This window comes from Nocardia sp. FBN12 (assembly GCF_054031145.1).
Genome location: NZ_CM132926.1, coordinates 7063932 through 7087364 on the forward strand (window position 1 = coordinate 7063932; position 23433 = coordinate 7087364).

Consider the following 23433-nt stretch of genomic DNA (forward strand, 5'->3'; position numbering starts at 1 on the left):
GCCGTGACCGAGTACCAGATCGCTCCCATGGCGCTGCCCGATATCGACCGCTGCGTCGAACTAGAGCACCTGCTGTTTCCCGAGGACGACCCGTGGCAGGCGGTGTCGTTCCGGTCCGAATTGGCCGGTGGGCACAACCGCTACATCACCGCGCGCACCGCCGACGGGACGATGGTCGGCTACGCGGGCATCGCGCTGCTCGGTGACGACGCCCATCCCGAGGCCGAGGTGCACACCATCGGCGTCGACCCGGAATGCCACCGGGGCGGCATCGGGACGTTGCTGCTCGAAGCGCTGCTGGCCACGGCGGCCGAACGCGGGGGGCCGGTGTTCCTCGAGGTGCGTACCGACAACGCGCCCGCCATCGCGATGTATGCCAAGCACGGATTTCACATCATCGGGCTGCGCAAGAACTATTACCACCCCAGCGGGGCGGACGCGTACACGATGCGGCGCCCGGAACTGACCGCCGCGGCCGATGAATGGGCCGCGCGTGGGCGGCAGGACGAGGTGCTGTCGTGATCGTCATGGGGATCGAGAGCTCGTGCGACGAAACGGGAGTCGGCATCGTGCGCAGGCATGCCGACGGTTCGGTCGAGTTGCTGGCCGATGAGGTGGCCTCGAGCGTCGATCAGCACGCGCGGTTCGGTGGGGTGGTTCCCGAGATCGCCTCGCGTGCGCATCTCGAGGCGATCGTGCCCGCGATGCGAAGGGCGCTGGCGACGGCGGGGATCAGCAAGCCCGACGCGCTCGCCGTGACCATCGGGCCGGGGTTGGCCGGTGCGCTGCTGGTGGGCGTCGCTGCGGCAAAGGCGTACGCGGCGGCGTGGGATGTGCCGTTCTACGCGCTCAACCACCTCGGCGGGCACGTCGCGGTCGACACGCTCGAGCACGGCCCGATGCCGCCCGCGGTGGCGCTGCTGGTCTCCGGTGGGCATACACATCTGCTGCAGGTCACCGACCTGGGTGAGCCGATCACCGAACTCGGCAGCACTGTCGACGATGCCGCCGGCGAAGCTTTCGACAAGGTCGCCCGACTGCTCGGCCTCGGCTACCCCGGCGGGCCCGCCCTCGACGCGGCAGCCGCCGACGGCGACGCCCGCGCGATCGCGTTCCCGCGCGGCATGACCGGGCCCCGTGACGCGCGCTACGACTTCTCCTTCTCCGGCCTCAAGACCGCGGTCGCCCGCTACGTCGAGGCCGCCCAGCGCCAGGGCATCACCCCCGACCAGCTGCCCATTCCCGATATCGCCGCGTCCTTCCAGGAGGCGGTTGCCGATGTGCTGACGATGAAGGCCGTGCGTGCGGCCGCCGATGTCGGCGTAGACACAATCGTCCTCGGCGGTGGCGCCACCGCCAACACGCGGATCCGATCGCTCGCCGAAGAGCGCTGTGCCGCAGCGGGTTTAACGCTTCGTGTGCCGAAGCCGCGGCTGTGTACCGACAATGGCGTCATGATCGCGGCACTCGGCGCCCACGTGATCGGGGCGGGCGCGCAACCCGCCGCACTGACCGTCGCGACCGATCCGGGGCTGCCGGTCTCAGTGAGCGCGCTGCGGGGCTAGTCGCCGACGTCAAGACTCGTCGGGACGCGCAGAGAGCACTGCGTGATGAGGCGCCGTGACGACCAGTGGGCCGTCATGCCATCGAGAAACCTCGGTCTCAGTGGTGGGCGGGCGCCGACCATACCGGCGACCTGGGCTTGGTAGGGTCGGCGTGCCGTGGTGTTCGGGAAACCGGTTAGAAACCGGTGCGGCCCTCGCCACTGTGATCGGGAGTAGCGGATCGATCCGGATGAACATATCCGGGACCACTGGGGCACCTGTGCCCTGGGAAGGTAGATCCGCCGCGCACTATCCCGTCAGCCAGGAGACCGGCCACGGCTACGCACTACCGATTCCACGAGGACCTGGAAGGCCGTTATCTTGACCCCCTCTGTTTTCGCACGCCTGCGTACGGGCGCGCTGATCGCGTGCGCGATCGTTGTCACCGGTTGTGTCGCGCAACCCAGCCAGGAAGTCGGCGGTGCGAACGCCGTTACCCGCGCGAACTGCGGCATCGACATCACTGTCGACCGCCCACCACAACGGATCTACGCGGCGTATCAGCCTTCCATCGAGATCGCGCACGCGCTCGGCGTCACCGATCGGCTGGTGGGCACGGCATTCCTGGATGCCACGGTGCTACCCGAGTACCAAGACGCGCAGGCGAAGTCGGCCTACGTCGAGAAACTGCCGAGTCGCGACGAACTGCTCACCCAGAACCCTGATTTCGTGCTGTCCGGGTTCAACGGCGTGTTCGCGAAGTCCGCGCAGAACAGTGTGGGCACCCGCGCCAGCCTGCAGGAACTGGGTGTTCGGACCTGGGTGCTGAGCCCGCTGTGCCCGAGCTCGGACGGACTCGCCGACGAAGCGATAGATCCCAAGACCGTGCGGTTCGACAACGTATACGCGGACCTGCGCGATCTCGGCGCGCTCTGGGGCGTCTCCGATCGCGCCGAAGACGTAGTGACCCAACTGAGTTCACGGATCGCGGTGGTTCGCTCGAAGGTGGAGAACTCCGCGCGGCCGCGGGTCGCGGTCGTCACGCCCAAGGACGACGGGTCCTACACCGCGGCGGGCGGGATCGACTTCGTCACCCAGATCATCGAGGCAGCAGGCGGCGTCAACGCTTTCGCCGACCTCACCGAGCGTCGCAACGTGCAGATCGGCGCTGAAGAGCTCATCGCCCGCGACCCCGACATCATCCTGACCAGTCAGTGCTGCAAGTCGACCTACACCAGGGCCGACGGTCAGCCGCAAGTCGACAGAATCGTGGGCAACCCGGCCTTCGCGAACCTGACCGCCGTCCGCGCAGGCGCGGTGCACCCGTTCCTGTTCGCGGATCGGGCCGCGGGCGTACGAATCGCGCATGCGACCGAACTGGTCGCCGAACTGATCCACCCCGATCTGTTCCGGCGATGACCCGCACCACGCGCGGCACCGGCCTGATCCTGGCCGGTGCCGGGCTGGCCGCTGTCTGTGTCGCATCCATCCTGATCGGTTCGCATCCGCTCACCCTCGACCAGGCGGTCGCGGCGTTCACCGACTTCCGCGGCACCGATACCGACCGGGTCGTGCGCTACATCCGGCTGCCGAGAACTGTCGCCGGTCTGCTCGCGGGGATCGCGCTCGCCCTGGCCGGAGCCGTGATGCAGGGGCTGACCCGCAACCCGCTCGCCGGACCGGGACTGCTCGGCATCAACGCGGGTGCTTCGCTGGCGATCGTGGTCGGTATGGGCACACTTGGCGTGACCGCGCAGTCGGGGTTCGTCTGGTTCGCTTTTCTCGGCGCGGCTGTCGCGGCGGCCTTCGTCTACGTGCTCGGGTCGATGGGATTCGGTGGCGCGACTCCGGTGAAGCTGGCGCTGGCCGGTGCGGCGTTCACCGCGCTGTGCGGGTCGATCACCACCGCGATCACTTTGCTCGACCGGACCACGTTCGACAACTTCCGATTCTGGGTAGTGGGGTCGCTGACGCGCGCCGATCTCGAATCCGTCTGGGCGATAGTGCCGTTCATCGCAGTCGGGGCGATGCTGACATTCGTGGTGGCACGACCGCTGAACGCCATCGCCATCGGCGACGACCTGGCGCGCACCCTCGGCACGCGCATGGTCGCGGTGCGTGCCATCGGTGCGTCGAGCGTGGTGCTGCTCGCGGGGTCGGCCGTCGCGATCGCCGGGCCGATCGCCTTCATCGGCCTGGTGATCCCGCACATCGCCCGCGCCTTCTGCGGATCCGACTACCGGTGGATTCTGCTCTGGTGCGCCGTACTCGGCCCCACGTTGCTGCTGCTCGCCGATATCGGGGGGCGTGTTCTCGCGCGGCCGCAGGAGATTCAGGTCGGCATCGTCACCGCGTTCGCCGGCGCGCCGTTCTTCCTCTACCTCGTACGCAATCGGAAGGTGGCGACCCTATGACGCTCACCGAACGCGGAGTGCTGCCAAGCGGCACTGTGCTGCTGCGCACACCCGGTCGGCGCGTTGTCGTCCGGGTGCAACGCCGCTCGGCGTTGCTGACCGTGCTGATCGCGACGGCCGCGGTGGCAGTGGCGGCTTGGTCGCTCACCATCGGCCACTATTCGCTCACCCTCGGCGATGTGGCGCGAGTACTGGGTGGTGGCGGCACGCTCATCGAATACGACGTGGTCGTAGCCGATCGGCTGCCGCGCGTGCTCACCGGACTGGGTGCCGGGGCGGCCTTCGCCGTGTCCGGTGCCATCCTCCAGCGGATCGCGACGAATCCGCTGGTGAGCCCCGAGATCATCGGCATCAATACCGGTGCCTCGCTGGGGGCGCTGACGGTGAGCGTGCTGCTCGGCGGCTCCGGTCTCGCGCTGGTCGGCGGCGCGCTGGCCGGTGCGTTCGTGGCGATGGCGTTGATCGTGCTGGTGGCGACCAAGGACGGGCTCGACGGTTACCGCCTCGTGCTCGTCGGGATCGGGGTGACGGCCATGTTGTCGTCGGCGATCGCGTTCATCCTGACCAGGGCAAACATCTACCAGGCGCATACGGCGGCCATGTGGCTCACCGGCAGCTTGGCCAACCGCGACTGGCTGCACGTCTGGTTCGCCGCCGCGGCACTGGGCGTTGTCTTCCCGCCGCTGGTCGTTGTCGCGCGTTCGCTGCCACTGCTCGAACTGGGCGACGAACTCGCGAATTCGCTGGCCGGACGACGTGGGCCGCACCGCACCACGCTGATCGTCCTCGCCTCCGCGGCGGCCGCCGCGGCGACGGCCGCGGCCGGGCCCATCGCTTTCGTCGCGCTGGTGGCGCCGCAGATCGTGCGACGCCTGCTGGCCGAACGTGGTGCCGGACTCGCACCCGCAGCCGCCACGGGTGCCCTGCTGGTTGTGGCCGCCGACCTCGCTGCCAGGCGACTGTTTCCAGCGGAACTGCCCGTCGGGGTTGTGACCGCGGTCCTCGGCGCACCCGTACTGATCTATCTCCTTGCCCGCTCAACCCGAATCGGACACGCTGGATGACCGCACATCTCACCACCGACGGACTCACACTCGCCTACGGCGACACCGTGATCGTTTCCGAGGCCACCATCGATTTTCCCGTCGGCCAGATCACTGTCGTCGTCGGTCGCAACGGCTGCGGGAAATCGACTCTGCTGCGCGGCCTGGCCAGGCTGATCGCACCGACCGCGGGCGCGGTGCTGCTCGACGGTGCCGATATCGCGCCTCAACCGGCCCGCACGGTGGCGCGTCGACTCGGCATGTTGCCCCAGCAACCCGTGGCGCCGGACGGTATCACGGTAGGCGAACTCATCGGACGCGGTCGGCATCCGCATCAACGCTGGTTCCGTCAGTGGTCCGCCGACGATGCGGCCGCGGTCCGAAAGGCATTGGTGGCCACCGATACCGCCGACCTCATCGATCGGACCATGGATCAGCTGTCCGGCGGGCAGAAGCAGCGGGTGTGGATCGCGCTGGCGATCGCGCAGGACCCGGAGGTGATGTTGCTCGACGAACCGACCACCTTCCTCGACCTCGCCCATCAGCTCGACATCCTCGACGTGCTGCGGAACCTGTTGCCGCGCACCATCATCGCGGTGCTGCACGACCTGAACCTGGCCGCTCGCTATGCCGATCACATCGTCACCATGAAGGACGGGCGGGTCATCGCCCAGGGTCCACCTGCCCAGATCGTGCGTCCAGAGCTGGTTTCCGAGGTGTTCGGTCTGGACTGCACGGTGATCGACGATCCGATGACGGGCACCCCACTGGTGGTACCGGCCGGGCGAGCGGTGCGTACCGCATGACGCCCCGCTACGTGCTGGTCGCCCGGCCCACCCCGTCGGGGGTGGACCTCGCCGCCGTCGAAGCGCTGGCACAGGCCTGCGGGATCGGCTACGCGCTGCTCGACCAGGGGGAGCCGACGATTCACGCCGCCCTCGATGCCGCCGACTCGCCGGTCGTCCTGATTCCCCTTGCCGTGCCGCGCGACCGCTACCTGGAGACCTGGATCGCCAGAGCGGTGGCGAACTGGAAAGAGATCCGCGCGCGCGACCTCGACGTGCGCATCACCGAAAGCATCGACACCGCAACCGGGTTCGTCGACGTGGTGCGATCCAGAATGCGCGACAGCGGCACCGCGGTCACCGCGAGCCCTCGTGCGTTCCGCAGCCCGGCCTGGTCGGTGATTCCCGAACACACCGAGCACATCCTGGTCTGCCGCGGCCCCCGGTGCACCGTGTACGGCGCGGGCGAACTGCACCGCACCCTGCGGCGTGATCACCCCGACGCCTTGGTGACCCCGACCGGGTGCCTCACGCCGTGCAATCTGGGGCCGCTCTACATCACCTATCCCGACGGCCGATGGCACACACACGCCCTGGCGCCGCCGGTCGACGGTGATCTCCCGCCACCTGAGGCGGCATCGCGGACTCGGCCCTGACCGGGACAGCGCGGTATCGTCCGCCGGGCTGATGGCGAAGGATTCGCCTGCTAGGAGGTGGGCTGGAGCGGAACTTCGCTCGGCGCGGACGCGGCAGGTGGTATCGGCAGGCCGCTGCGGGCCGGGGCCTGGGTGGGGGAGGTGTTCGGTGTCGTCGGGCGCCGCTGCTGAGCGCCGGAACCGCTGTCCAGTGGGCCGAGGGGGGACTCGGGGTAGGGGATCTGCGGGAGGTTCGGGTCGGGGCGCAGGGTGGGGGCCGTAGGCGAGGTGGGCGCCGAGGGGTTGGGGGTTGTGGTCGGCGCGGGGGTCGGCCGGCCGGTGGTGACCGCGGGGGGCTCGGTGGCAGGCGGAGCGACGGGCGCGCTGGTGCGGTCGGTGCTCTCGCGGCTCGCGGGGGTCTGGGCGGGGGAGGGCACTAACGGTAAGGGGGATTGACGCACGGTGCTGCTGGTGCCAGCGGGGGTGACGTCGGGGGTGTCGGGGGTGACGGCTTGGACGCCGTAGCCGATCACCAGGCCGACGACGACCACTGCGCCGACCAGGGTGCCGACGACCTTGGCGAAGGTGCCGCTCGGTGCGTCGGCGTGCGCGCCGCCCGCCGCCCCGGCCGGTGCCTCGGCATCGGCGACCAGCGCGGCACCCTTGGCGATCACGGCTTCGGGGTCTGGCACGGTCAGTACGGGGACGTCGAGGCGGGTGTCGAGGATGTCGACGACGCACGGGATGTTGGCGCAGCCGCCGATCACGGCCACGGCGTCGGGGTACTTGGGCGCGCGGGTGAACACCGACGACGAGAACAGCGCGATGTTGCGCAGCAGGCCGCCGATGAGTTCCTCGAAATCCGGGCGGGTGAGCTCGAGCCCTTGTCCCGCAACATGATCGATGGTGACCACGGGCGCCAGCGAGAGGTGTTCCTTGGCGGCGCGGCCGCGATTGGTCAGCGTGGTGCGATTGGGACGGGTACCGCGGCGGGCGTAGTGCAGGTCGACGAGGTGGTGGTAGATCAACTCGTCGATCGCGTTGCCGCTCAGTGTCGGCGTGCGCTCGGTGTGTAAGACGACGCTGTCGGCGTAATCGGCCACAGTGACGGTGAGTCCGGTTGCGCCGAGGTCGATCACGGCGACGGTGGCGTAGCGGTCGAGCAGGCCGGTGTGGCGCAGGTAGGCCAGTGCGGCGGCGCCCTCGGTGACCAGCCGCAGATCGCGATGGCGGGTGGTGGCGGCCCGAATGGCCTGTGCCTGTTCCTTGTTGCGGTAGGCGACGGCGACATTGGTCGGGCGCGAACGCGATTCGGCGCGACGGTGACCGCCGGAGTAGCGCCCGAGGGGTTCGCCGAGCATGCCCGCCGACACCGGCAGCTGGGCAGAGACCGGCAGCTGGGTGGTCATCAACTCGATCGAGGACGACACGAGATCACCGAGGTCGGAATGGGCTTCATCGGAGGAGACGACCCGGTAGTCGAAACTCTGCTCGCCGGCGGACCCCGTCGCGACCAGTGCCGAGCACACCACCTCGTTCCCGGCCGAGATGCCGAGGGATGTTCGCATGTTCACCTCCCTTCGAGCCGATGGTGCTCTACGAGCGGATGGCGCCTTCCTGTGCTATGTCACAGCCTGTTATGCGAACGTTACAGATTGTGGCAGGCGATGTGAAGATCACTGGCGAGTGTGGGCGTGTCGAGAATGCGACATCGGCAGAACCCGACCTTGAGTGCTGGCACTCTCGCGTATAGAGTGCTAGTCGGCACTGCAGTAGCTGTACCTGTGCCGGTCGACTTCTGGGCTTCGGCTCCGGCACCCGCGACGACGGGGCCTGTGCGCAGGGTCGCGAGCTGACCGAAACCGGTCCGGAACACCAGTTCCGGACGACCGAATTTCCCCTGAAAGTGGAGGGCTCAACGTGGCGAGCGTGAACATCAAGCCGCTCGAGGACAAGATCCTCGTCCAGGCCAACGAGGCCGAGACGACGACGGCCTCCGGCCTGGTCATCCCGGACACGGCCAAGGAGAAGCCGCAGGAGGGCACCGTCATTGCCGTCGGCGCGGGTCGCGTCACCGATAAGGGTGACCGCATCCCGGTCGACGTCAAGGAAGGCGACGTCGTCATCTACAGCAAGTACGGCGGCACCGAGATCAAGTACCAGGGTGGGGAATACCTCATCCTCTCGGCGCGCGACATCCTGGCCGTCGTCACCAAGTAAGGCCAACGCCGCATCAGCGTTCCGCCCCGGCGTCTTTCACTAGACCCGGGGCGGATTGCGTTCACAAACAGGAGCTGAATCCTTTATGCCCAAGCAGATCGAGTTCGACGAAAAGGCTCGCCGGGCTCTGGAACGCGGTGTCGACAAGCTGGCCGACGCCGTCAAGGTAACCCTCGGCCCTCGCGGTCGGCATGTGGTGCTGGCCAAGGCCTTCGGTGGCCCGACCGTCACCAACGACGGTGTCACCATCGCGCGTGAGATCGACCTCGAGGACCCCTTCGAGAACCTCGGCGCACAGCTCGTCAAGAGCGTCGCCACCAAGACCAACGACGTCGCGGGCGACGGTACAACCACCGCCACCGTGCTGGCCCAGGCGTTCGTGCGCGGCGGCCTGAAGAACGTCGCCGCGGGCGCCAACCCGATCACCCTCGGCCAGGGCATCGCCGCTGCCGCCGAGAAGGTCTCGGAGGTGCTGCTCGCGCTCGCCACTCCCGTCTCCGGCGAGAAGGCCATCGCCCAGGTCGCCACCGTTTCCTCACGTGACTCCGAAATCGGCGAGATGGTCGGCAAGGCGCTCACCACGGTCGGCAAGGACGGCGTCGTGACCGTCGAGGAGTCCTCGACCACGAACACCGAACTCGTCATCACCGAGGGCGTGCAGTTCGACAAGGGCTACCTCTCGCCCTACTTCCAGACCGATCCCGAGACCCAGCAGGCCGTGCTCGAGGACACCTACGTCCTGCTGCACCGCGACAAGATCAGCTCGCTGCCCGATCTGCTGCCGCTGCTGGAGAAGATCGCCGAATCCGGCAAGAGCGTGCTGATCGTGGCCGAGGACGTCGACGGCGAAGCGCTGTCGACCCTGGTGGTCAACTCGATCCGCAAGACCATCAAGGCCGTCGCCGTCAAGGCGCCGTTCTTCGGTGACCGTCGCAAGGCGTTCCTCGACGACCTGGCCGTCGTCACCGGTGGCACCGTGATCAACCCCGATCTCGGCGTCACCCTGCGCGAGGCCACCATCGAGCAGCTGGGTCAGGCGCGTCGCGTCGTCGTCACCAAGGACGAGACCGTGCTGATCGACGGCGCGGGCAGCGATGACGACGTCAAGGCCCGCAGCGCGCAGCTGCGTCGCGAGATCGAGGCGTCGGACTCCGACTGGGATCGCGAGAAGCTCGAGGAGCGACTGGCGAAGCTGGCCGGTGGCGTCGCGGTGATCAAGGTCGGCGCTGCCACCGAGACCGCGCTCAAGGAGCGCAAGTACCGCGTCGACGACGCGGTCGCCGCTGCCAAGGCCGCGGTCGAGGAGGGCATCGTCCCCGGTGGTGGTTCGGCGCTCGTGATCGCCGCTGCCGCACTGGGCGAGCTGCGTGACTCGTTCTCCGGCGACAAGGCCGTCGGTGTCGAGGTGGTTCGCAAGGGCCTCGAGGCGCCGCTGTACTGGATCGCCACCAACGCGGGCCTCGACGGTGCCGTCGTGGTCGCGAAGGTCTCCGAGGGCAAGGAAGGCTTCAACGCCGCCACCCTGACCTACGGCGACCTGCTCGCCGACGGCGTCGTCGACCCGGTCAAGGTGACCCGCTCCGCCGTGGTGAACGCCGCCTCGGTCGCGCGGATGATCCTGACCACCGAGAGCGCCATCGTCGAGAAGCCCGCCGAGGCCGAAGACGATCACGGCCACCACGGTCACTCGCACTGACGCATAACGAAGGCCCCCGGATCGCAGACGCGATCTGGGGGCCTTTCGTTGTCCGCTAGCTGGCTACCGGGGGATCTTCGGCATCCAGTGCGGCCAGTAAACGGACGCGCAGAGACGGTGGCGGTGGGGTGGGGGTCGTGGACGCGAGCTGGGCGAGGATTTCGCGGGTAGCGCGGAGCTCTCGCAGGAACTCGGTACACAGGGTTGGGTCTTCGGTATCGATGATGGTCTGGATCGCGTGATGGTCTTCGTCGTCGATCAATCCGAGCGCGACGGTGTGCGCGAGATCGATCTGGGCTTCGTTCATCTCACGTCACCCCCAAACTTTTCTTCAGTCGTGTCAATCCGTCCCGAATTCGGGACTTAACGGTCGGTAACCCGATGCCGAGGTATGTCGCTACCTCCGCGTAGGTCCGCCCGCCGTAGTAGGCGAGCGAGATCGCCTCGCGTTGGGTCTCGGTGAGTGTCGAGAGCCCGCGCTGGACGGCCTGTTGTTCTAGTCTGCGTTCCACCTCCTCGGTGACCTCGTCGAATTCGTGGCCGAGCACCCGGATCCCGTACGCGACCTCGCGCTGGGTATGGGCTTGCTCGGCGCGAACTCGGTCGACCGCGCGCCGGTGTGCCAGCGTCATCAGCCAGGTCACCGCCGACCCCTTGGCGGGGTCGAAACTCGTTGCGGTGCGCCAGATCTGGAGATAGACCTCCTGAGTGGTCTCCTCCGCGTACCCGGGGTCATGGAGTACCCGCAGGACCAGGCCGAAAACGCGTGCGGACGTCCGGTCGTACAGTTCGGCAAAGGCCTGCTGGTCGGACAGTCCGCATCGTTCCAGCAGTGCAGCTAGCTCGACTCCTTCGGCCGCGCGTGCGGTAACCGCAGAATCCACGCTCGGTGGAAAGGCTTCGCTTCGGAACCCATTCTGTGTCATCGGTCACGAATGTAGCCCGAGGCTATGACACCCCCGCGACCGGGGGTGCCTTTTATTCGGGTGCCAGCTGTTTGCTAGAGATTCGGCGCGCCACGGCCAGCGGATTGGAACAGATTTGCCAACCCCGCCAGACGGGCTCGGGGCGGCTCAGACGGCCATCCGGCGCCGGTTGCGGCGGGCGTGCATCTCGCGTTCGGTCTCGGACATGCCACCCCAGATGCCGTAGGGCTCGCTCACCTTGAGGGCATGGGTACGGCACTGCATGAGGACGGGGCAGGCCCGGCAGATCTCCTTGGCGCGCATCTCGCGAGCCGTGCGGGCACGGCCGCGTTCGCCGTCGGGGTGGAAGAAGACCGCGGAGTCCTGTCCGCGGCACGAGCCACGCATCTGCCAATCCCAGACATCGGCGTTCGGTCCGGGGAGGTGGGTGGGCATGGGCATGTGAACTCCTTGTGGCGCGAGCTCGTCAGCGTTGTCGAGCGAGTGGTGCGGCAGGTCTTCGCGCCACCCAATGGGGGTGGCCGGCTCGACGGTGCCTGACGTTGCCGCTCGGAGGTCGCTGCGATTTCGCGCAGCGCCGACCGTGGCGATGAGCTACGTTAGGTGCACGCGGGAAATTCCGTCAATAGTTCGGCGCATGAGTTCAGTAAATCTGCAACGCTGAAATTTAACCTACTCACTATTTACATTTCATACCCGATCCCTCCATACTGTTTGGTTGGCTATGGATCGGGTGTCTTCGCGTCTCTGACTCTTCGCATGTTTTCCCAGGTCGCGCCGGTAGTGGCCCGGTTTGGACGGCGGGGACCCGTCGCGAGCGGGTGTGCTGGATCACAACGGCCTGTACTGGTCGAGTCCGGGTAGATGGCGAAAACGGGGCGTGAAGGTTAATTGCGCGAAACGCATGTGAATTCGAGACTTTGCGGTAGTGGCATCGAGGAGCGGAGATTTACCTGATGGCAACATCGGCACTCGAGAGAAATGCTGATTGTTAGCCGAATGGGTGCCGCGATGCCATAACACGCGAACTGATCGGGGCCGGTGGCGGCTAGAGTCTCGCCGTGCAGACAACGGCCTCACCCGCGGATATCGGTTCCGAAATACTCGTTTCGACTGCTTTCGGGCCCACCCCGGGCCTCGCCGCTACGGAGTTGCCGGAGCCGGGGGACCCGTTGTCGAGGTGGTACCGCGCGGTCGCGCTCGGCGGGCAGGGCCGCTATGCCGCCGCCCGCTCTGACCTGCGAATATTGGCTCGAATCGCGACCGAACCCGGCCTGAAATCGCTCGTCGAGAGCACCCGCGGATCGCTGCTGCGCCAGCTCGGCGACCACGCGGGAGCGGCGGCGTTCGACGGCCGCGCCGCGGCGCTCGCCCTCGGCGCCACCGGAGCGGCCCGCGCCGAGGCACTCGCCGACGCGTATACGGGCCTAGCCGCCGACGCGCTCGGCACCGGCAGGCTCGCCCTCGCCCGGCGACTACTCGGCCGCGTGCCCCCACTGCTCGCCGACGCACCCCCGCGGGCCGAAGTGCGCTGGCATTGGGTGCGCGCCGAGACCGCGCTCGCCGGCGGTCTCGCTCGCGAAGCGCTGAGCGACGCGCACATGGCTGCCGAACTCGCCGCGGCCCTGCCTTCGGTGCGCCACCGGGTGAAATCAGCACTGCTCGTCGCGGCCGCGACCGCCGCGAACGGTGACCTCGCCGAGTCTGCGGAACTGGCCGAACGGGTCGACACGGCCTGCCGCGAAAACGCCCTTCTCCCACTGCGCTGGGCCACCGCGATGCTGCGCGCGGGGGTCGCCGAACCGGCGCGAGCGCGCGCCGCGGCGGACGAAGCCGCAGATCATGGCGCCCGTCTGCGCGCCTTGGGTGGGGACATCGCCCCGCTGGGTGCGTGAATCGCTGCGGATGATCTTTCTGAGAGCTCGGTTAGAAGCGACCACGCCCGCTGGCGGCCGATCCGGGGGTCGCTATTGTTAGTCCCGTTCCGCCACTTCGGTGGAAGCTCGGTCACATTCGACCGCGCCACTCGTAACGCCAGGAAAATCTCTGACGATGACGCATATGGGCGAAGAGTTGGACCTCGCCGTCGCTGCGGCTGCGCAGGGCGACAGGACCGCTTTAGCTCGGGTATTGGAACTGGTCCGTCCCTTGGTAGTTCGCTACTGCAGGGCGCGGATCGGGGCCGCGGAGCGCGGACAGCTCTCCGCGGACGATGTTGCGCAAGAGGTCTGTTTGGCTGTGATGACCGCCCTGCCCCGCTATCAGGATCAGGGTCGGCCCTTCATGGCCTTCGTGTACGGAATCGCTTCGCACAAGGTCGCCGACGCCCATCGCAACGCCGCCCGTAACAAGGCGGAGGCGATGGCCGAAGTACCAGATGTCATATCCACCGACCAAGGTCCGGAACAGCGGGCTCTCGACTCGGAGACGAGCAGGCAGATGAACACTCTGCTGGCGACGCTCCCCGAGAAGCATCGAGAGATCCTGATCCTGCGTTTGGTCATGGGTCTGTCAGCAGAGGAAACCGCAGTCGCCGTGGGCAGCACGGCGGGGGCGATACGGGTTGCCCAGCACAGGGCACTCGCGAAACTGAAGTCACAAGTGGCGAGGGCAGGTGAAATGTATGGCTAGGGATGGCGAGCACGGTCTTGGCAAAAGCGGTCCCTACGCCGCCGAGGGTGCCGGTGATTCCGGGCCGGTCGACATCGCGGCGGTGCGCAGCGATGACGCGCTGATCGACGCGATAGCGAGCGATGGTCCGGTACGAACCGACAGCCCCGAAGAGTTCCAGCTGGCGTCGTTACTCGCGGATTGGCGGGCCGACATACTGGCCGAGCCGATGCCCGCGGGCCCTGACCTCGACACCGTGTTCGCGGCGGTCAATCAGGAGATCGGCGCGCGGCAGGTTCGAGTCGGAGCTTCCTCGCGCGGACGTCTACGACTGGTCCGCCCGATTTTCGGGGCAGCAGCGGCATTGTCGCTGGTGTTCGGCGGCATCACGGCGTTCGCGTACAGCGCGGCACCCGGCGATCCGCTGTGGCGGGTCAAGGAGGTCGTGTTCAGCGAGCAGGCCCAGTCGACCGTTGTCCAGTACGCCGACGAAGATCTGCTGGCCGCACAGAACTTGCTCACCTCGGGCGATCCGGAACAGGCCAAGGCCAGGCTGGAACAGGCTTCCGCCAACGCGGGCCAGGTCGACGACCAGGCCAAGCGTGAGGATCTGATCGCGCGCTGGAACCTGCTGCGGGATCAGCTGCTCAAGGTCGCCCCGGAGATCGGCGCGCAACTGCCGCCGACCTCGACCGACCCGACGACCAAGCCGAGTTCGCCCGTGCAGGTCCCGCCGACGACGAACCCGGGCACCTCCGCTCCGGTGGCGCCGACCGATCCCGGAACGGTGACCACCGATCCGTCGGGCCCGATCATCATGCAGACACCGGGGCCGGAGACCAAGCCGCTGGTTCCGGTCGAGCCGACGGAACCGCCGGTGACCACCCCGCCGCCGGTGACTCCGCCGCCCGTCACGGTCGACCCGACGACCCCACCGACCACCATCGCCGAACCACCGCCGGTCATCACTGTGCCGACGGTGGTCCCGACGTCCGCGCCGCGGCCGCCGAGCTTGCCGCCCACGCAGCAGGTGCCCCCGCCGGCGACGATCCTGCAGTCACCGCCCGTGGTGCCGGTTCCGTAGTAGAACGATGAATTGAACCAAAGAAGAAGGCCCCGAACCTGTTCGGGGCCTTCTTCTTTGGTGTGAGGCCGGCTTGGCGAGCCCGGCGGGCCCTACGCGTGCGTGACCGCGAAGGGTGCGGGGTCGTGCGACAGGCCCGGCTGTGCTGAGTTCAGTTATCGAACCCGCTCAGTTATCGAACCCGCTCAGTTGTCGAACCCGTCGAACCCGTCGCCGTGGAACGCCTCGTTCATCGACGCGTCCGCGTAGCCGCGGCAGTAGTCCCACGTGACGTAAGCCTCGGGGGTGGGGTCGTAGGCGGGCTCGTGTGGACGGACGGTGCCGTCGACGAGTAGCTGTAGGAGGTTTGCCCGCAGCATGTCCCAGTCGTGGTAGTGATCTTGCCGACAATCCTCACAGCTGACGACCAGTCCGCGGATACCGCGGTGGGCCAGCAGGGCTTCGTATACGGCGAGGTCTGCGAGATCTTCCTCGACCGCGAGGCGCTCATGAGGATCCAACGGCTCACCGGGCTCGATCGCATCGAGCGCGGCAGACGGGTCGGAGGGGTCTCCGGCGAAGGGATCCGGCGGCAGGCCAGGTGGTAGATGGTCACGCACATCCCCACGGTACGCAGTACTCGGTGCATCGCGCCAGCGATGCGGGGGGCAAGTTTTGCGGAAGGGCTCACTTCACAGGCGTCTGCGGGCGCCGGATACCATGGAATACAGGCGTCGGCGACTTTGTTCCAGCCGACCGATCCGAAAGCTTTTTCCGCTCGAGCACCGACGCACCGTGTCTACCGCGTCGGTAGCTATGACGACCAGGAGGGGTCGATCCGAATGAGTAATCCCGTATCGGGCGAACGAATCGCGGTGCGCCCTCCTACGGGGGGCGACGATCCGACCAAGATCGCCATGCTCGGCCTCACGTTCGACGACGTGCTGTTGCTGCCTGCCGCCTCGGATCTCATCCCCAGCTCGGTCGAGACGTCCAGCAAGCTGACCAGGGACATCACCCTGCGCACGCCGCTGGTGAGTTCGGCCATGGACACCGTCACCGAGGCGCGCATGGCCATCGCCATGGCGCGTGCGGGCGGTATGGGCGTGCTGCACCGCAACCTCTCGGCCGCCGACCAGGCCGCCCAGGTGGAGACGGTGAAGCGCTCCGAGGCGGGCATGGTGACCGACCCGGTCACCTGTCGTCCCACCGATACCCTCGCCGAGGTCGACGCCATGTGCGCGCGCTTCCGCATCTCGGGTCTGCCGGTGGTGGACGAGACCGGTGCGCTGGTGGGCATCATCACCAACCGCGACATGCGCTTCGAGGTCGATCAGGACCGTCGCGTGGACGAGGTGATGACCAAGGCGCCGCTGATCACCGCTCGTGAGGGTGTCACCGCCGAGGCCGCGCTGGGTCTGCTGCGCCGCCACAAGATCGAGAAGCTGCCGATCGTCGACGGCAACGGCCGCCTGCGTGGCCTGATCACGGTCAAGGACTTCGTCAAGACCGATCAGTACCCCAATGCCACCAAGGACCGCGACGGCCGCCTGCTGGTCGGCGCCGCGATCGGTGTCGGCGAGGATTCCTGGTCGCGTGCGATGACGCTGGCCGACGCCGGGGTGGACGTGCTGATCGTCGACACCGCGCACGGCCACCAGTCGCAGGTGCTGCAGATGGTCGCCAAGGTCAAGGCCGAGGTCGGTGACCGCATCCAGATCGTCGGCGGCAATATCGCCACGCGCGCCGGTGCCGCCGCGCTCGTCGAGGCGGGCGTCGACGCGGTGAAGGTGGGTGTGGGCCCCGGCTCCATCTGCACCACCCGCGTGGTCGCCGGTGTCGGCGCGCCGCAGATCACCGCGATCCTCGAAGCCGTCGCCGCGTGCAAGGCCGCCGGCGTGCCGGTGATCGCCGACGGCGGCGTGCAGTACTCCGGCGACGTCGCCAAGGCCATCGCCGCGGGCGCGTCCACCGTGATGCTCGGCTCGCTGCTCGCGGGTACCGCCGAGTCGCCCGGCGACCTGGTGCTGGTCAACGGCAAGCAGTTCAAGGCCTACCGCGGCATGGGCTCGCTGGGCGCCATGCAGGGCCGTGGACAGGCCAAGTCCTACTCAAAGGACCGCTACTTCCAGGACGACGTGCTCGCCGAGGACAAGCTCGTCCCCGAGGGCATCGAAGGCCGCGTGCCGTTCCGCGGCCCGGTCAACCAGGTGATCCACCAGCTCGTCGGTGGCCTGCGCGCCGCGATGGGCTACACCGGTTCGCAGAACATCGAGCACCTCCAGGGCGCGCAGTTCGTGCAGATCACCGCGGCGGGTCTCAAGGAGAGCCACCCGCACGACATCACGATGACCGTCGAGGCCCCGAACTACACCGGGCGCGGCTGAGTACAATAGATGCGTTTGTGCTCCGGGAGATAAGCTCCCGGAGCACGGAAGTGATGGAGGCTGACTCTGAGTTCGCTACCTGGCGCACTTCCAGCCCCGCACCCGCGACCCTTAGGGAGCGGCGGCCACGAAGTGGCCGGTCCGCGACCGGGTCGCCGGTTAGCCGCCGTTGCGTAGGCGACGAAGGAGCAAGCAACGGTGGCTAACCGGCGACCCCTTGGGGCCGCGGACACGCGCGCGCCAGCGCGCCGATAAACACAGCGAACTCGAGCGCGCCAGCGCTCCAAAAACACAGGAGCAACTGTGCGTGACATGGTCGAAATCGGTATGGGACGGGTCGCCCGGCGGACCTACGAGCTGGACGACGTCGATATCGTCCCCTCGCGGCGGACGCGGTCGTCGAAGCTGGTCTCGCTGGCCTGGCAGCTCGACGCCTACCGTTTCGAGATCCCGGTGCTCGCGCACCCCACCGACGCGCTGGTCTCGCCCGAGTTCGCGATCGAGCTGGGTCGCCAGGGTGGCCTCGGTGTGATCAACGGCGAAGGCCTCTGGGCCCGCCACGCCGACGTGCAGTCCAAGATCGACCAGCTGCTCGATCTGGTCGACAAGGGTGGTTACGAAAAGGCCATCTCGCTGCTGCAGGAACTGCACGCCGCGCCGATGCAGCCCGACCTCCTCGCCGCCGCCGTGGCCCAGGTCCGTGCGGCCGGGGTGACCACCTCGGTGCGGGTGAGCCCGCAGAACGCCCGCGCGCTGACCCCCGCGCTGCTCCAGGCGGGCGTCGACCTGCTGGTCGTGCAGGGCACCATCATCTCCGCCGAGCACGTGGGTGGCGACGAGCCGCTCAACCTCAAGACCTTCATCGCCGAGCTGGACGTGCCGGTCGTGGCCGGTGGCGTGAGCGATCACCGCACCGCGCTGCACCTGATGCGCACCGGCGCGGCGGGCGTCATCGTCGGCTACGGCTCGTTCCCCGGGGCCACCACCACCGGCGAGGTGCTCGGCATCGGCGTCCCGATGGCCACCGCGATCGCCGATGCCGCCGCGGCCCGTCGCGACTACCTCGACGAGACCGGCGGCCGGTACGTGCACGTCATCGCCGACGGTGACGTGGCCACCTCGGGCCAGCTGGCCAAGGCCATCGCCTGTGGTGCCGACGCCGTGATGCTCGGTGTGCCGCTGTCGGCGTCGGCCGAGGCGCCCGGTCGCGGCTGGTACTGGCCTTCGGCCACCGCGCACCCCTCGGTGCCGCGTGGTTCGTTCCTGCCGGTCGACGAGGCCTGGCTGGACGGCCCCGACGGCGCGGTGACCCGCCCGAGCCTCGAGCGCGTGCTCTACGGCCCCTCCGACGACCCGTTCGGCTCGCTGAACCTGGTCGGCGGCCTGCGCCGATCGATGGCCAAGGCCGGCTACTCCGACCTCAAGGAATTCCAGAAGGTCGGGCTGAGCGTCCGCTAGCGAACGTGGGTCAGTGAGACCCGATCCCGCAGGAACCGGGAGATCGCGGTATTGACCGGTTCCGGGTGGGTCATCGTGACGGCCAGCCGGGCGCCATCGATCTCCACGAAGGTGGAGGCGGTGAGCCCGTCGGCCAGTGTGCGGGCGCGATCGCCCGCGATGCCGCTCTGATTCGCGTGGATGATCAGCGCCGGGCAGGTGATCTCGCGCAACCGGTCGAGTACCGAGTCGCGCCCGAGTAGGCAGCCGACGGCGGCGTCGAGGCCGCTGTGGGCGTCGCCGACCCAGCGTCGGGTCCAGATATCGCGGTACCAGGTGTCGTCGCCGATGAGCCAGTCCGCCAGGCGCCCCGCGGCTTCCTCCCGGGAGCTGTGGTCGTGCCACTCGTCGAGGAATCGCTGGGTGGCGGTGGACTGGCCGAGCGTCGGCCCGTGCGCCTCGGTACTGATCAAGATCAGCGCGGCGACCCGTTCGGGCGCCACCAGCGCGGTCCGCAACGCGGTGAAGCCCCCTTGCGCGGTGCCGCCGACAATGGCGCGTTCGACCCCGATCGAGTCGAGCACGGTCAGCGCGTCGCGGGCCGCGGTCCAGTAGGTGAACGGCAACCGCTGGTCTCTGGTGCGGCCGTGCCCGCGCGCGTCCCAGGCCACAATCCGGAATTCGGGGGCGAGGGCGGCCTGTTGCGAGGCGAACATCGTGCGATCCATGAAGAACTCGTGGGCGAGCAACACCACCGGGCCCGTGCCACCGCTGTCCTCGTAGTAGATGTCGGCATCGATCGCGCGGGCGAATGGCACGAGCACGAGGATAGCCAGCACTGCCGCGCCACGCCCAAAAACGGGGGCGCGTCGTGCTCGGTCACTACGGCGCGTCCGGCTCTGGCGATGCCCGCTGCTTGCTCGTCGTACCCCGTCACTAAACTGTGGCGGTGGCAGATACTCAGAGACCGGTCCTCGTCGTCGACTTCGGCGCGCAGTACGCCCAGCTGATCGCCCGACGGGTGCGGGAGGCGCGGGTGTTCTCCGAGGTGATTCCCCACACGATGACCGTGGAAGAGATCGCCGACAAGCAGCCGCTGGCCGTGATCCTGTCCGGTGGGCCGTCGAGCGTATACGCCGAGGGCGCACCGCAACTCGACGCGCGGCTGTTCGACCTCGGCATTCCCGTGTTCGGCATCTGCTACGGCTTCCAGGCCATGGCACAGGCGCTGGGCGGCACGGTTTCCGAGACCGGCACTCGCGAATACGGCCGGACCGAACTGAACATCGACGGCGGTGTGCTGCACGGCGGCCTGCCGACCATCCAGCCGGTGTGGATGTCGCACGGTGACGCGGTGACCGATGCCCCGGCGGGCTTCGAGGTCACCGGCACCACCGCGGGCGCCCCTGTCGCCGCGTTCGAGGATCGCGCGCGCCGCCTGGCCGGCGTCCAGTACCACCCCGAGGTGCTGCACTCCCCGCACGGCCAGCAGGTGCTCAGCCGCTTCCTGCATGAGCTCGCCGACATTCCGGCGCAGTGGACCCCGGCCAATATCGCCGAGTCGCTGATCGAGAGTGTGCGCGAGCAGATCGGTGACGGGCACGCCATCTGTGGTCTGTCCGGTGGCGTCGACTCCGCCGTGGCGGCCGCGCTGGTGCAGCGCGCGATCGGTGACCGGCTCACCTGTGTGTTCGTCGACCACGGTCTGCTGCGGGCAGGCGAACGCGAGCAGGTCCAGCACGACTTCGTCGCCGCGACCGGTGCCAAGCTGGTCACCGTCGACGCGGTGGACAAGTTCCTCGGTGAACTGAAGGGCGTCTCCGATCCCGAGGAGAAGCGCAAGATCATCGGTCGCGAGTTCATCCGTTCCTTCGAGGACGCGGTCGCCGGCATCGTCACCGAAGAGGGTGTGGCCGCGGGCAGCGCGCCGAAGGTCGAGTTCCTGGTCCAGGGCACGCTGTACCCGGACGTCGTCGAATCCGGTGGCGGCACCGGCACCGCGAACATCAAGAGCCACCACAATGTCGGCGGCCTGCCCGACGACCTCGAGTTCGACCTGGTCGAGCCGCTGCGTCTGCTGTTCAAGGACGAGGTCCGCGCGGTCGGCCGCGAGCTGGGCCTGCCCGAGGAAATCGTTGCGCGCCAGCCCTTCCCCGGCCCGGGTCTCGCCATTCGCATCGTCGGCGAGGTGACCGCCGACCGGCTCGATCTGCTCCGTCAGGCCGACGCCATCGCCCGCGAGGAGCTCACCGCCGCGGGTCTGGACAAGCAGATCTGGCAGTGCCCGGTCGTGCTGCTGGCCGACGTGCGCTCGGTCGGTGTGCAGGGCGACGGCCGCACCTACGGTCACCCGATCGTGCTGCGCCCGGTGTCGAGCGAGGACGCGATGACCGCGGACTGGACTCGCCTGCCCTACGACGTGCTCGAGCGGATCTCCACACGCATCACCAACGAGGTGGCCGAGGTCAACCGCGTGGTCCTCGACGTGACGAGCAAGCCGCCGGGCACCATCGAGTGGGAGTGAGCTAAGCCGGCCGCGCCGGCCGCGCCGCCTGGGTGAGCAGGAGCCTGCCGAGGAGGAAGCCGCCGGTGTGTGGTCGGTGGGTGGCCGGTGGCAGGACCTTCGCCAGTGGGGTTTCCGGTCGCTTCTCGGATTCGTCCATCGCCCTTGTCTTTCAACTGGTTCGCGAACAGCGATGGCCCGTCATCGATGACGGGCCATCGCTGTTCGTCGGGGTTGTCCTCAGTGGCGTTTACGGCTCGGGGCCAGCGTGAGCAGCAGGCCGATGACGATGGCCGCGATCACCACGCCCCAGCCGATGGGCAGGATGCCGTCGTCGGGGGTGGGTGCGCCGAGCAGGGCCCAGACGCTCACGGCGAGCGCGATCAGGCCGGTGGTCAGCAGGGTGAACGCGGGTCGGCGGGCGGGTTCGGTACCGGTCGGCTCAGCCACGGGTCACCACCGCGTCACCCACGTGCATCGTGATGAGCAGGTCGAGGACCGGCGCGCCGGCGGAGTTCGGCCCGCTCAGCCCGTCCTGGCAGGTCGAGTTGGAATCGGTCACTCCGATGTCACATGTCGTCTTCACTGTCATCCCTTCGGGCAGTTGCACTTTCGCGTCACCGACATTCACCGCGACCTCGACACTGCGCGACTCGGTGAGGTCGAGACCGCGCAGATCCAGCGTGCCCGAACCGATGTCGAGGGCGTAGCGAGGCTGCAATTCGGCCACCGAGGTCGGTGCCCAGACCCGGTCGCCGATGGCGGTTTCGTCGAAGTCGATCGGCCCGATCAGCGCGGCCAGCGCCACGAATCCGGCCAGCGGAGCGGCGAGTACCAGTAGCCCGTACCCACGCCGCAGGAACGCGCCTGCGACGAGCCCGAGGCCGATCACGGCCAACGCGAAGGCCGCGATGCGGGCGGGGGTCATCCATTCGACACCCGATGCCGCTGCCGCACCGGCCAGCGCAGCGGCGAGGATCGCCAGGCCGATGGTGACCGGAGTCAGCCGGGAGCGTGGACGTTTCGGTGCCGGGGGTGCCACGGGTGCGTAGCGGGGTGCGGCTTCCGGGAACTCCCAGGCCAGCGGCGCGACGGCGAGCGGGTCCCAGCCGTTGGGGACCTGCGCGTTGATGCGCGGGGGTTCCGGTGCGGCGGAGATGGTTCGGGATAGGTTCTTGTGCAGGATCGCGGTGGCGTCGGCTTCCTCCAGCGAGGTCGGTTCGCCGGCGGGAACGACCTCGTTCGAGGTGGCCGCCTGCTTCCCGAGGTCGATGGGTGCGGGCGAATCATCAACCGGGCGATCGGAATTCGATGCGTGCTCGGTATCCGCGATGGCTGGTGAGGTGTCCGGCTGGTTCGTCGGCGCCTCGACGCTGGGCGCGGCGGGGTTCGCCGAGGTCGCGCTGATTCGCACCGTGTCGACCGAATCAGCAGTGGCGCTGGCTGTTTCGTCGATGTCCTTGTGTAGAACGACGGTCTCGGTCGCATCGACACGCAGCAGCGGCGTGGATTCGGCTGTGGCCGTGCGAGATTCCTCGCGGGCCGGATCGGGGACGTAGGCGTCGGGGAGTGTGGTGTAGGGGGTGTACATCCCGGTCGGCGGCACCTCCGGGTTGTACGGGTAACCGCGCACCGGGACACCGGTCGGGTAGCCCGCGCCCGGATAGCCGGTCGCGCCGAGGGGCGAGCGGTAGGCGTCGAACCCCGCGGGCAACTCGGGATGCCGCAGATACAGCATCCACCAGCCCGCGAGCATCAGCCCCAGACTGATCACCCCGGACCCGCCCATCCCCAACCCGATCGGGCCCATGGTCGACACCGCGATGGCCAGCGCCACGATCAACACGATCGTCTTGGTCTGCGAATGCCCGCCCCGATCGTGCGCGGCCAGGGCCTGCGCCGCCGACACCTCGTTCCCCGCCGACCCGAGCACCAGCCAGGCCAGCAGGTACAGCACGATCCCGGCCCCGCCGAAAATCGTGGACACCACGAAGGCCACTCGCACGAGCACCGGATCCACCCCGTACCGCAACCCGAAGCCCGCCGCCACCCCGGCAATCGGGCCCTGCCGAGGCAGCCGGACGGGCCGCGTCTGCCACATCTGGTGAACCTGGTCGGCGAAGCTCGTTCTGCTCATGCCATCCATGGTGTGCCGAGCCACCCCTTCCGC

General features: G+C 68.3%; 24 protein-coding genes and 1 riboswitch. Of the genes, 15 read left to right on the top strand and 9 right to left on the bottom strand.

The window, feature by feature from the left end; translation table 11 throughout:
- Positions 1-27: 27 nt before the first annotated feature.
- The 7 genes from rimI to ACWZHB_RS33200 all read left to right on the top strand — a co-directional run bounded on the left by rimI (position 28) and on the right by ACWZHB_RS33200 (position 6442).
- Positions 28-522 carry a ribosomal protein S18-alanine N-acetyltransferase gene (gene rimI, locus ACWZHB_RS33170; protein WP_427909376.1) on the top strand — a complete coding sequence of 165 codons (495 nt, stop codon included), beginning with the start codon at positions 28-30 and terminating at the stop codon, positions 520-522.
- A complete protein-coding gene (gene tsaD / locus ACWZHB_RS33175) occupies positions 519-1565 on the top strand; it encodes a tRNA (adenosine(37)-N6)-threonylcarbamoyltransferase complex transferase subunit TsaD (protein ID WP_427905629.1) in 1047 nt (348 codons plus the stop codon). Before rimI ends, tsaD begins: the two co-directional genes overlap by 4 nt.
- 141 nt (positions 1566-1706) lie before the next feature.
- Positions 1707-1896: riboswitch (cobalamin riboswitch) on the top strand.
- A gap of 29 nt (positions 1897-1925) precedes the next feature.
- Positions 1926-2963, top strand: a complete 1038-nt coding sequence (locus ACWZHB_RS33180; RefSeq protein WP_427905630.1) for an ABC transporter substrate-binding protein — start codon at positions 1926-1928, stop codon at positions 2961-2963.
- Positions 2960-3958, top strand: a complete 999-nt coding sequence (locus tag ACWZHB_RS33185; RefSeq protein WP_427905631.1) for a FecCD family ABC transporter permease — start codon at positions 2960-2962, stop codon at positions 3956-3958. Before ACWZHB_RS33180 ends, ACWZHB_RS33185 begins: the two co-directional genes overlap by 4 nt.
- Complete coding sequence (locus ACWZHB_RS33190; protein ID WP_427905632.1) at positions 3955-5022, top strand: FecCD family ABC transporter permease; 1068 nt, start codon at positions 3955-3957, stop codon at positions 5020-5022. The genes ACWZHB_RS33185 and ACWZHB_RS33190 overlap by 4 nt, the downstream gene beginning before the upstream one ends.
- Positions 5019-5807, top strand: coding sequence for an ABC transporter ATP-binding protein (locus ACWZHB_RS33195; RefSeq protein WP_427905633.1), 789 nt, complete (start codon positions 5019-5021; stop codon positions 5805-5807). The genes ACWZHB_RS33190 and ACWZHB_RS33195 overlap by 4 nt, the downstream gene beginning before the upstream one ends.
- On the top strand, positions 5804-6442 hold the full coding sequence (locus ACWZHB_RS33200; protein WP_427905634.1) for a (2Fe-2S) ferredoxin domain-containing protein: 639 nt from the start codon (positions 5804-5806) through the stop codon (positions 6440-6442). The genes ACWZHB_RS33195 and ACWZHB_RS33200 overlap by 4 nt, the downstream gene beginning before the upstream one ends.
- Positions 6443-6492: 50 nt before the next feature.
- Here the strand turns inward: ACWZHB_RS33200 and ACWZHB_RS33205 are convergent, their stop codons facing one another.
- Positions 6493-7989, bottom strand: coding sequence for an Hsp70 family protein (locus ACWZHB_RS33205; RefSeq protein ID WP_427905635.1), 1497 nt, complete (start codon positions 7987-7989; stop codon positions 6493-6495).
- A gap of 352 nt (positions 7990-8341) precedes the next feature.
- On the opposite strand from ACWZHB_RS33205, the gene groES reads away from it, so the two are divergent.
- Positions 8342-8641, top strand: coding sequence for a co-chaperone GroES (gene groES / locus ACWZHB_RS33210; protein WP_056818214.1), 300 nt, complete (start codon positions 8342-8344; stop codon positions 8639-8641).
- 85 nt (positions 8642-8726) lie between these two features.
- Positions 8727-10337, top strand: coding sequence for a chaperonin GroEL (gene groL / locus ACWZHB_RS33215; RefSeq protein ID WP_427905636.1), 1611 nt, complete (start codon positions 8727-8729; stop codon positions 10335-10337).
- A gap of 55 nt (positions 10338-10392) precedes the next feature.
- Here the strand turns inward: groL and ACWZHB_RS33220 are convergent, their stop codons facing one another.
- The 3 genes from ACWZHB_RS33220 to ACWZHB_RS33230 all read right to left on the bottom strand — a co-directional run bounded on the left by ACWZHB_RS33220 (position 10393) and on the right by ACWZHB_RS33230 (position 11704).
- A complete protein-coding gene (locus ACWZHB_RS33220) occupies positions 10393-10644 on the bottom strand; it encodes an RskA family anti-sigma factor (RefSeq protein WP_427905637.1) in 252 nt (83 codons plus the stop codon).
- Between the two features lies 1 nt (position 10645).
- Complete coding sequence (locus tag ACWZHB_RS33225; protein WP_378635331.1) at positions 10646-11263, bottom strand: sigma-70 family RNA polymerase sigma factor; 618 nt, start codon at positions 11261-11263, stop codon at positions 10646-10648.
- A gap of 147 nt (positions 11264-11410) precedes the next feature.
- Complete coding sequence (locus ACWZHB_RS33230) at positions 11411-11704, bottom strand: WhiB family transcriptional regulator (RefSeq protein ID WP_022567299.1); 294 nt, start codon at positions 11702-11704, stop codon at positions 11411-11413.
- A 620-nt stretch (positions 11705-12324) separates the two neighbouring features.
- Between ACWZHB_RS33230 and ACWZHB_RS33235 the strand changes: the two genes are divergently transcribed.
- The 3 genes from ACWZHB_RS33235 to ACWZHB_RS33245 all read left to right on the top strand — a co-directional run bounded on the left by ACWZHB_RS33235 (position 12325) and on the right by ACWZHB_RS33245 (position 14957).
- Complete coding sequence (locus tag ACWZHB_RS33235; RefSeq protein WP_427905638.1) at positions 12325-13158, top strand: hypothetical protein; 834 nt, start codon at positions 12325-12327, stop codon at positions 13156-13158.
- A gap of 157 nt (positions 13159-13315) precedes the next feature.
- Positions 13316-13894: a sigma-70 family RNA polymerase sigma factor gene (locus ACWZHB_RS33240; protein WP_266296525.1), complete on the top strand. Its 579-nt coding sequence runs from the start codon at positions 13316-13318 to the stop codon at positions 13892-13894.
- Positions 13887-14957 carry an anti-sigma-D factor RsdA gene (locus ACWZHB_RS33245; protein ID WP_427905639.1) on the top strand — a complete coding sequence of 357 codons (1071 nt, stop codon included), beginning with the start codon at positions 13887-13889 and terminating at the stop codon, positions 14955-14957. The genes ACWZHB_RS33240 and ACWZHB_RS33245 overlap by 8 nt, the downstream gene beginning before the upstream one ends.
- Positions 14958-15142: 185 nt before the next feature.
- On the opposite strand, the gene ACWZHB_RS33250 is transcribed toward ACWZHB_RS33245, so the two are convergent.
- Positions 15143-15556, bottom strand: a complete 414-nt coding sequence (locus ACWZHB_RS33250; protein ID WP_022567296.1) for a DUF5319 domain-containing protein — start codon at positions 15554-15556, stop codon at positions 15143-15145.
- 222 nt (positions 15557-15778) lie between these two features.
- On the opposite strand from ACWZHB_RS33250, the gene guaB reads away from it, so the two are divergent.
- Both guaB and ACWZHB_RS33260 read left to right on the top strand, forming a co-directional pair.
- The gene (gene guaB / locus ACWZHB_RS33255; protein ID WP_427905640.1) at positions 15779-17323 is read left to right on the top strand and encodes an IMP dehydrogenase; all 1545 of its coding nucleotides are present in this window, start codon (positions 15779-15781) and stop codon (positions 17321-17323) included.
- A gap of 303 nt (positions 17324-17626) precedes the next feature.
- Complete coding sequence (locus ACWZHB_RS33260; protein ID WP_427905641.1) at positions 17627-18781, top strand: GuaB3 family IMP dehydrogenase-related protein; 1155 nt, start codon at positions 17627-17629, stop codon at positions 18779-18781.
- Here ACWZHB_RS33260 and ACWZHB_RS33265 read toward each other — a convergent pair.
- Positions 18778-19578 carry an alpha/beta fold hydrolase gene (locus ACWZHB_RS33265; RefSeq protein WP_427905642.1) on the bottom strand — a complete coding sequence of 267 codons (801 nt, stop codon included), beginning with the start codon at positions 19576-19578 and terminating at the stop codon, positions 18778-18780. The genes ACWZHB_RS33260 and ACWZHB_RS33265 overlap by 4 nt on opposite strands.
- A 131-nt stretch (positions 19579-19709) precedes the next feature.
- On the opposite strand from ACWZHB_RS33265, the gene guaA reads away from it, so the two are divergent.
- On the top strand, positions 19710-21284 hold the full coding sequence (gene guaA / locus ACWZHB_RS33270; protein WP_427905643.1) for a glutamine-hydrolyzing GMP synthase: 1575 nt from the start codon (positions 19710-19712) through the stop codon (positions 21282-21284).
- A gap of 1 nt (position 21285) precedes the next feature.
- On the opposite strand, the gene ACWZHB_RS33275 is transcribed toward guaA, so the two are convergent.
- From ACWZHB_RS33275 to ACWZHB_RS33285, 3 genes are all read right to left on the bottom strand, one after another.
- On the bottom strand, positions 21286-21423 hold the full coding sequence (locus tag ACWZHB_RS33275) for a hypothetical protein (protein ID WP_427905644.1): 138 nt from the start codon (positions 21421-21423) through the stop codon (positions 21286-21288).
- An 80-nt stretch (positions 21424-21503) separates the two neighbouring features.
- Positions 21504-21713 (bottom strand): hypothetical protein, encoded by a 210-nt coding sequence (locus ACWZHB_RS33280; protein WP_427905645.1) that lies wholly within the window; start codon positions 21711-21713, stop codon positions 21504-21506.
- Positions 21706-23400 (bottom strand): PspC domain-containing protein, encoded by a 1695-nt coding sequence (locus ACWZHB_RS33285; RefSeq protein WP_427905646.1) that lies wholly within the window; start codon positions 23398-23400, stop codon positions 21706-21708. The genes ACWZHB_RS33280 and ACWZHB_RS33285 overlap by 8 nt, the downstream gene beginning before the upstream one ends.
- Positions 23401-23433: the final 33 nt, after the last annotated feature.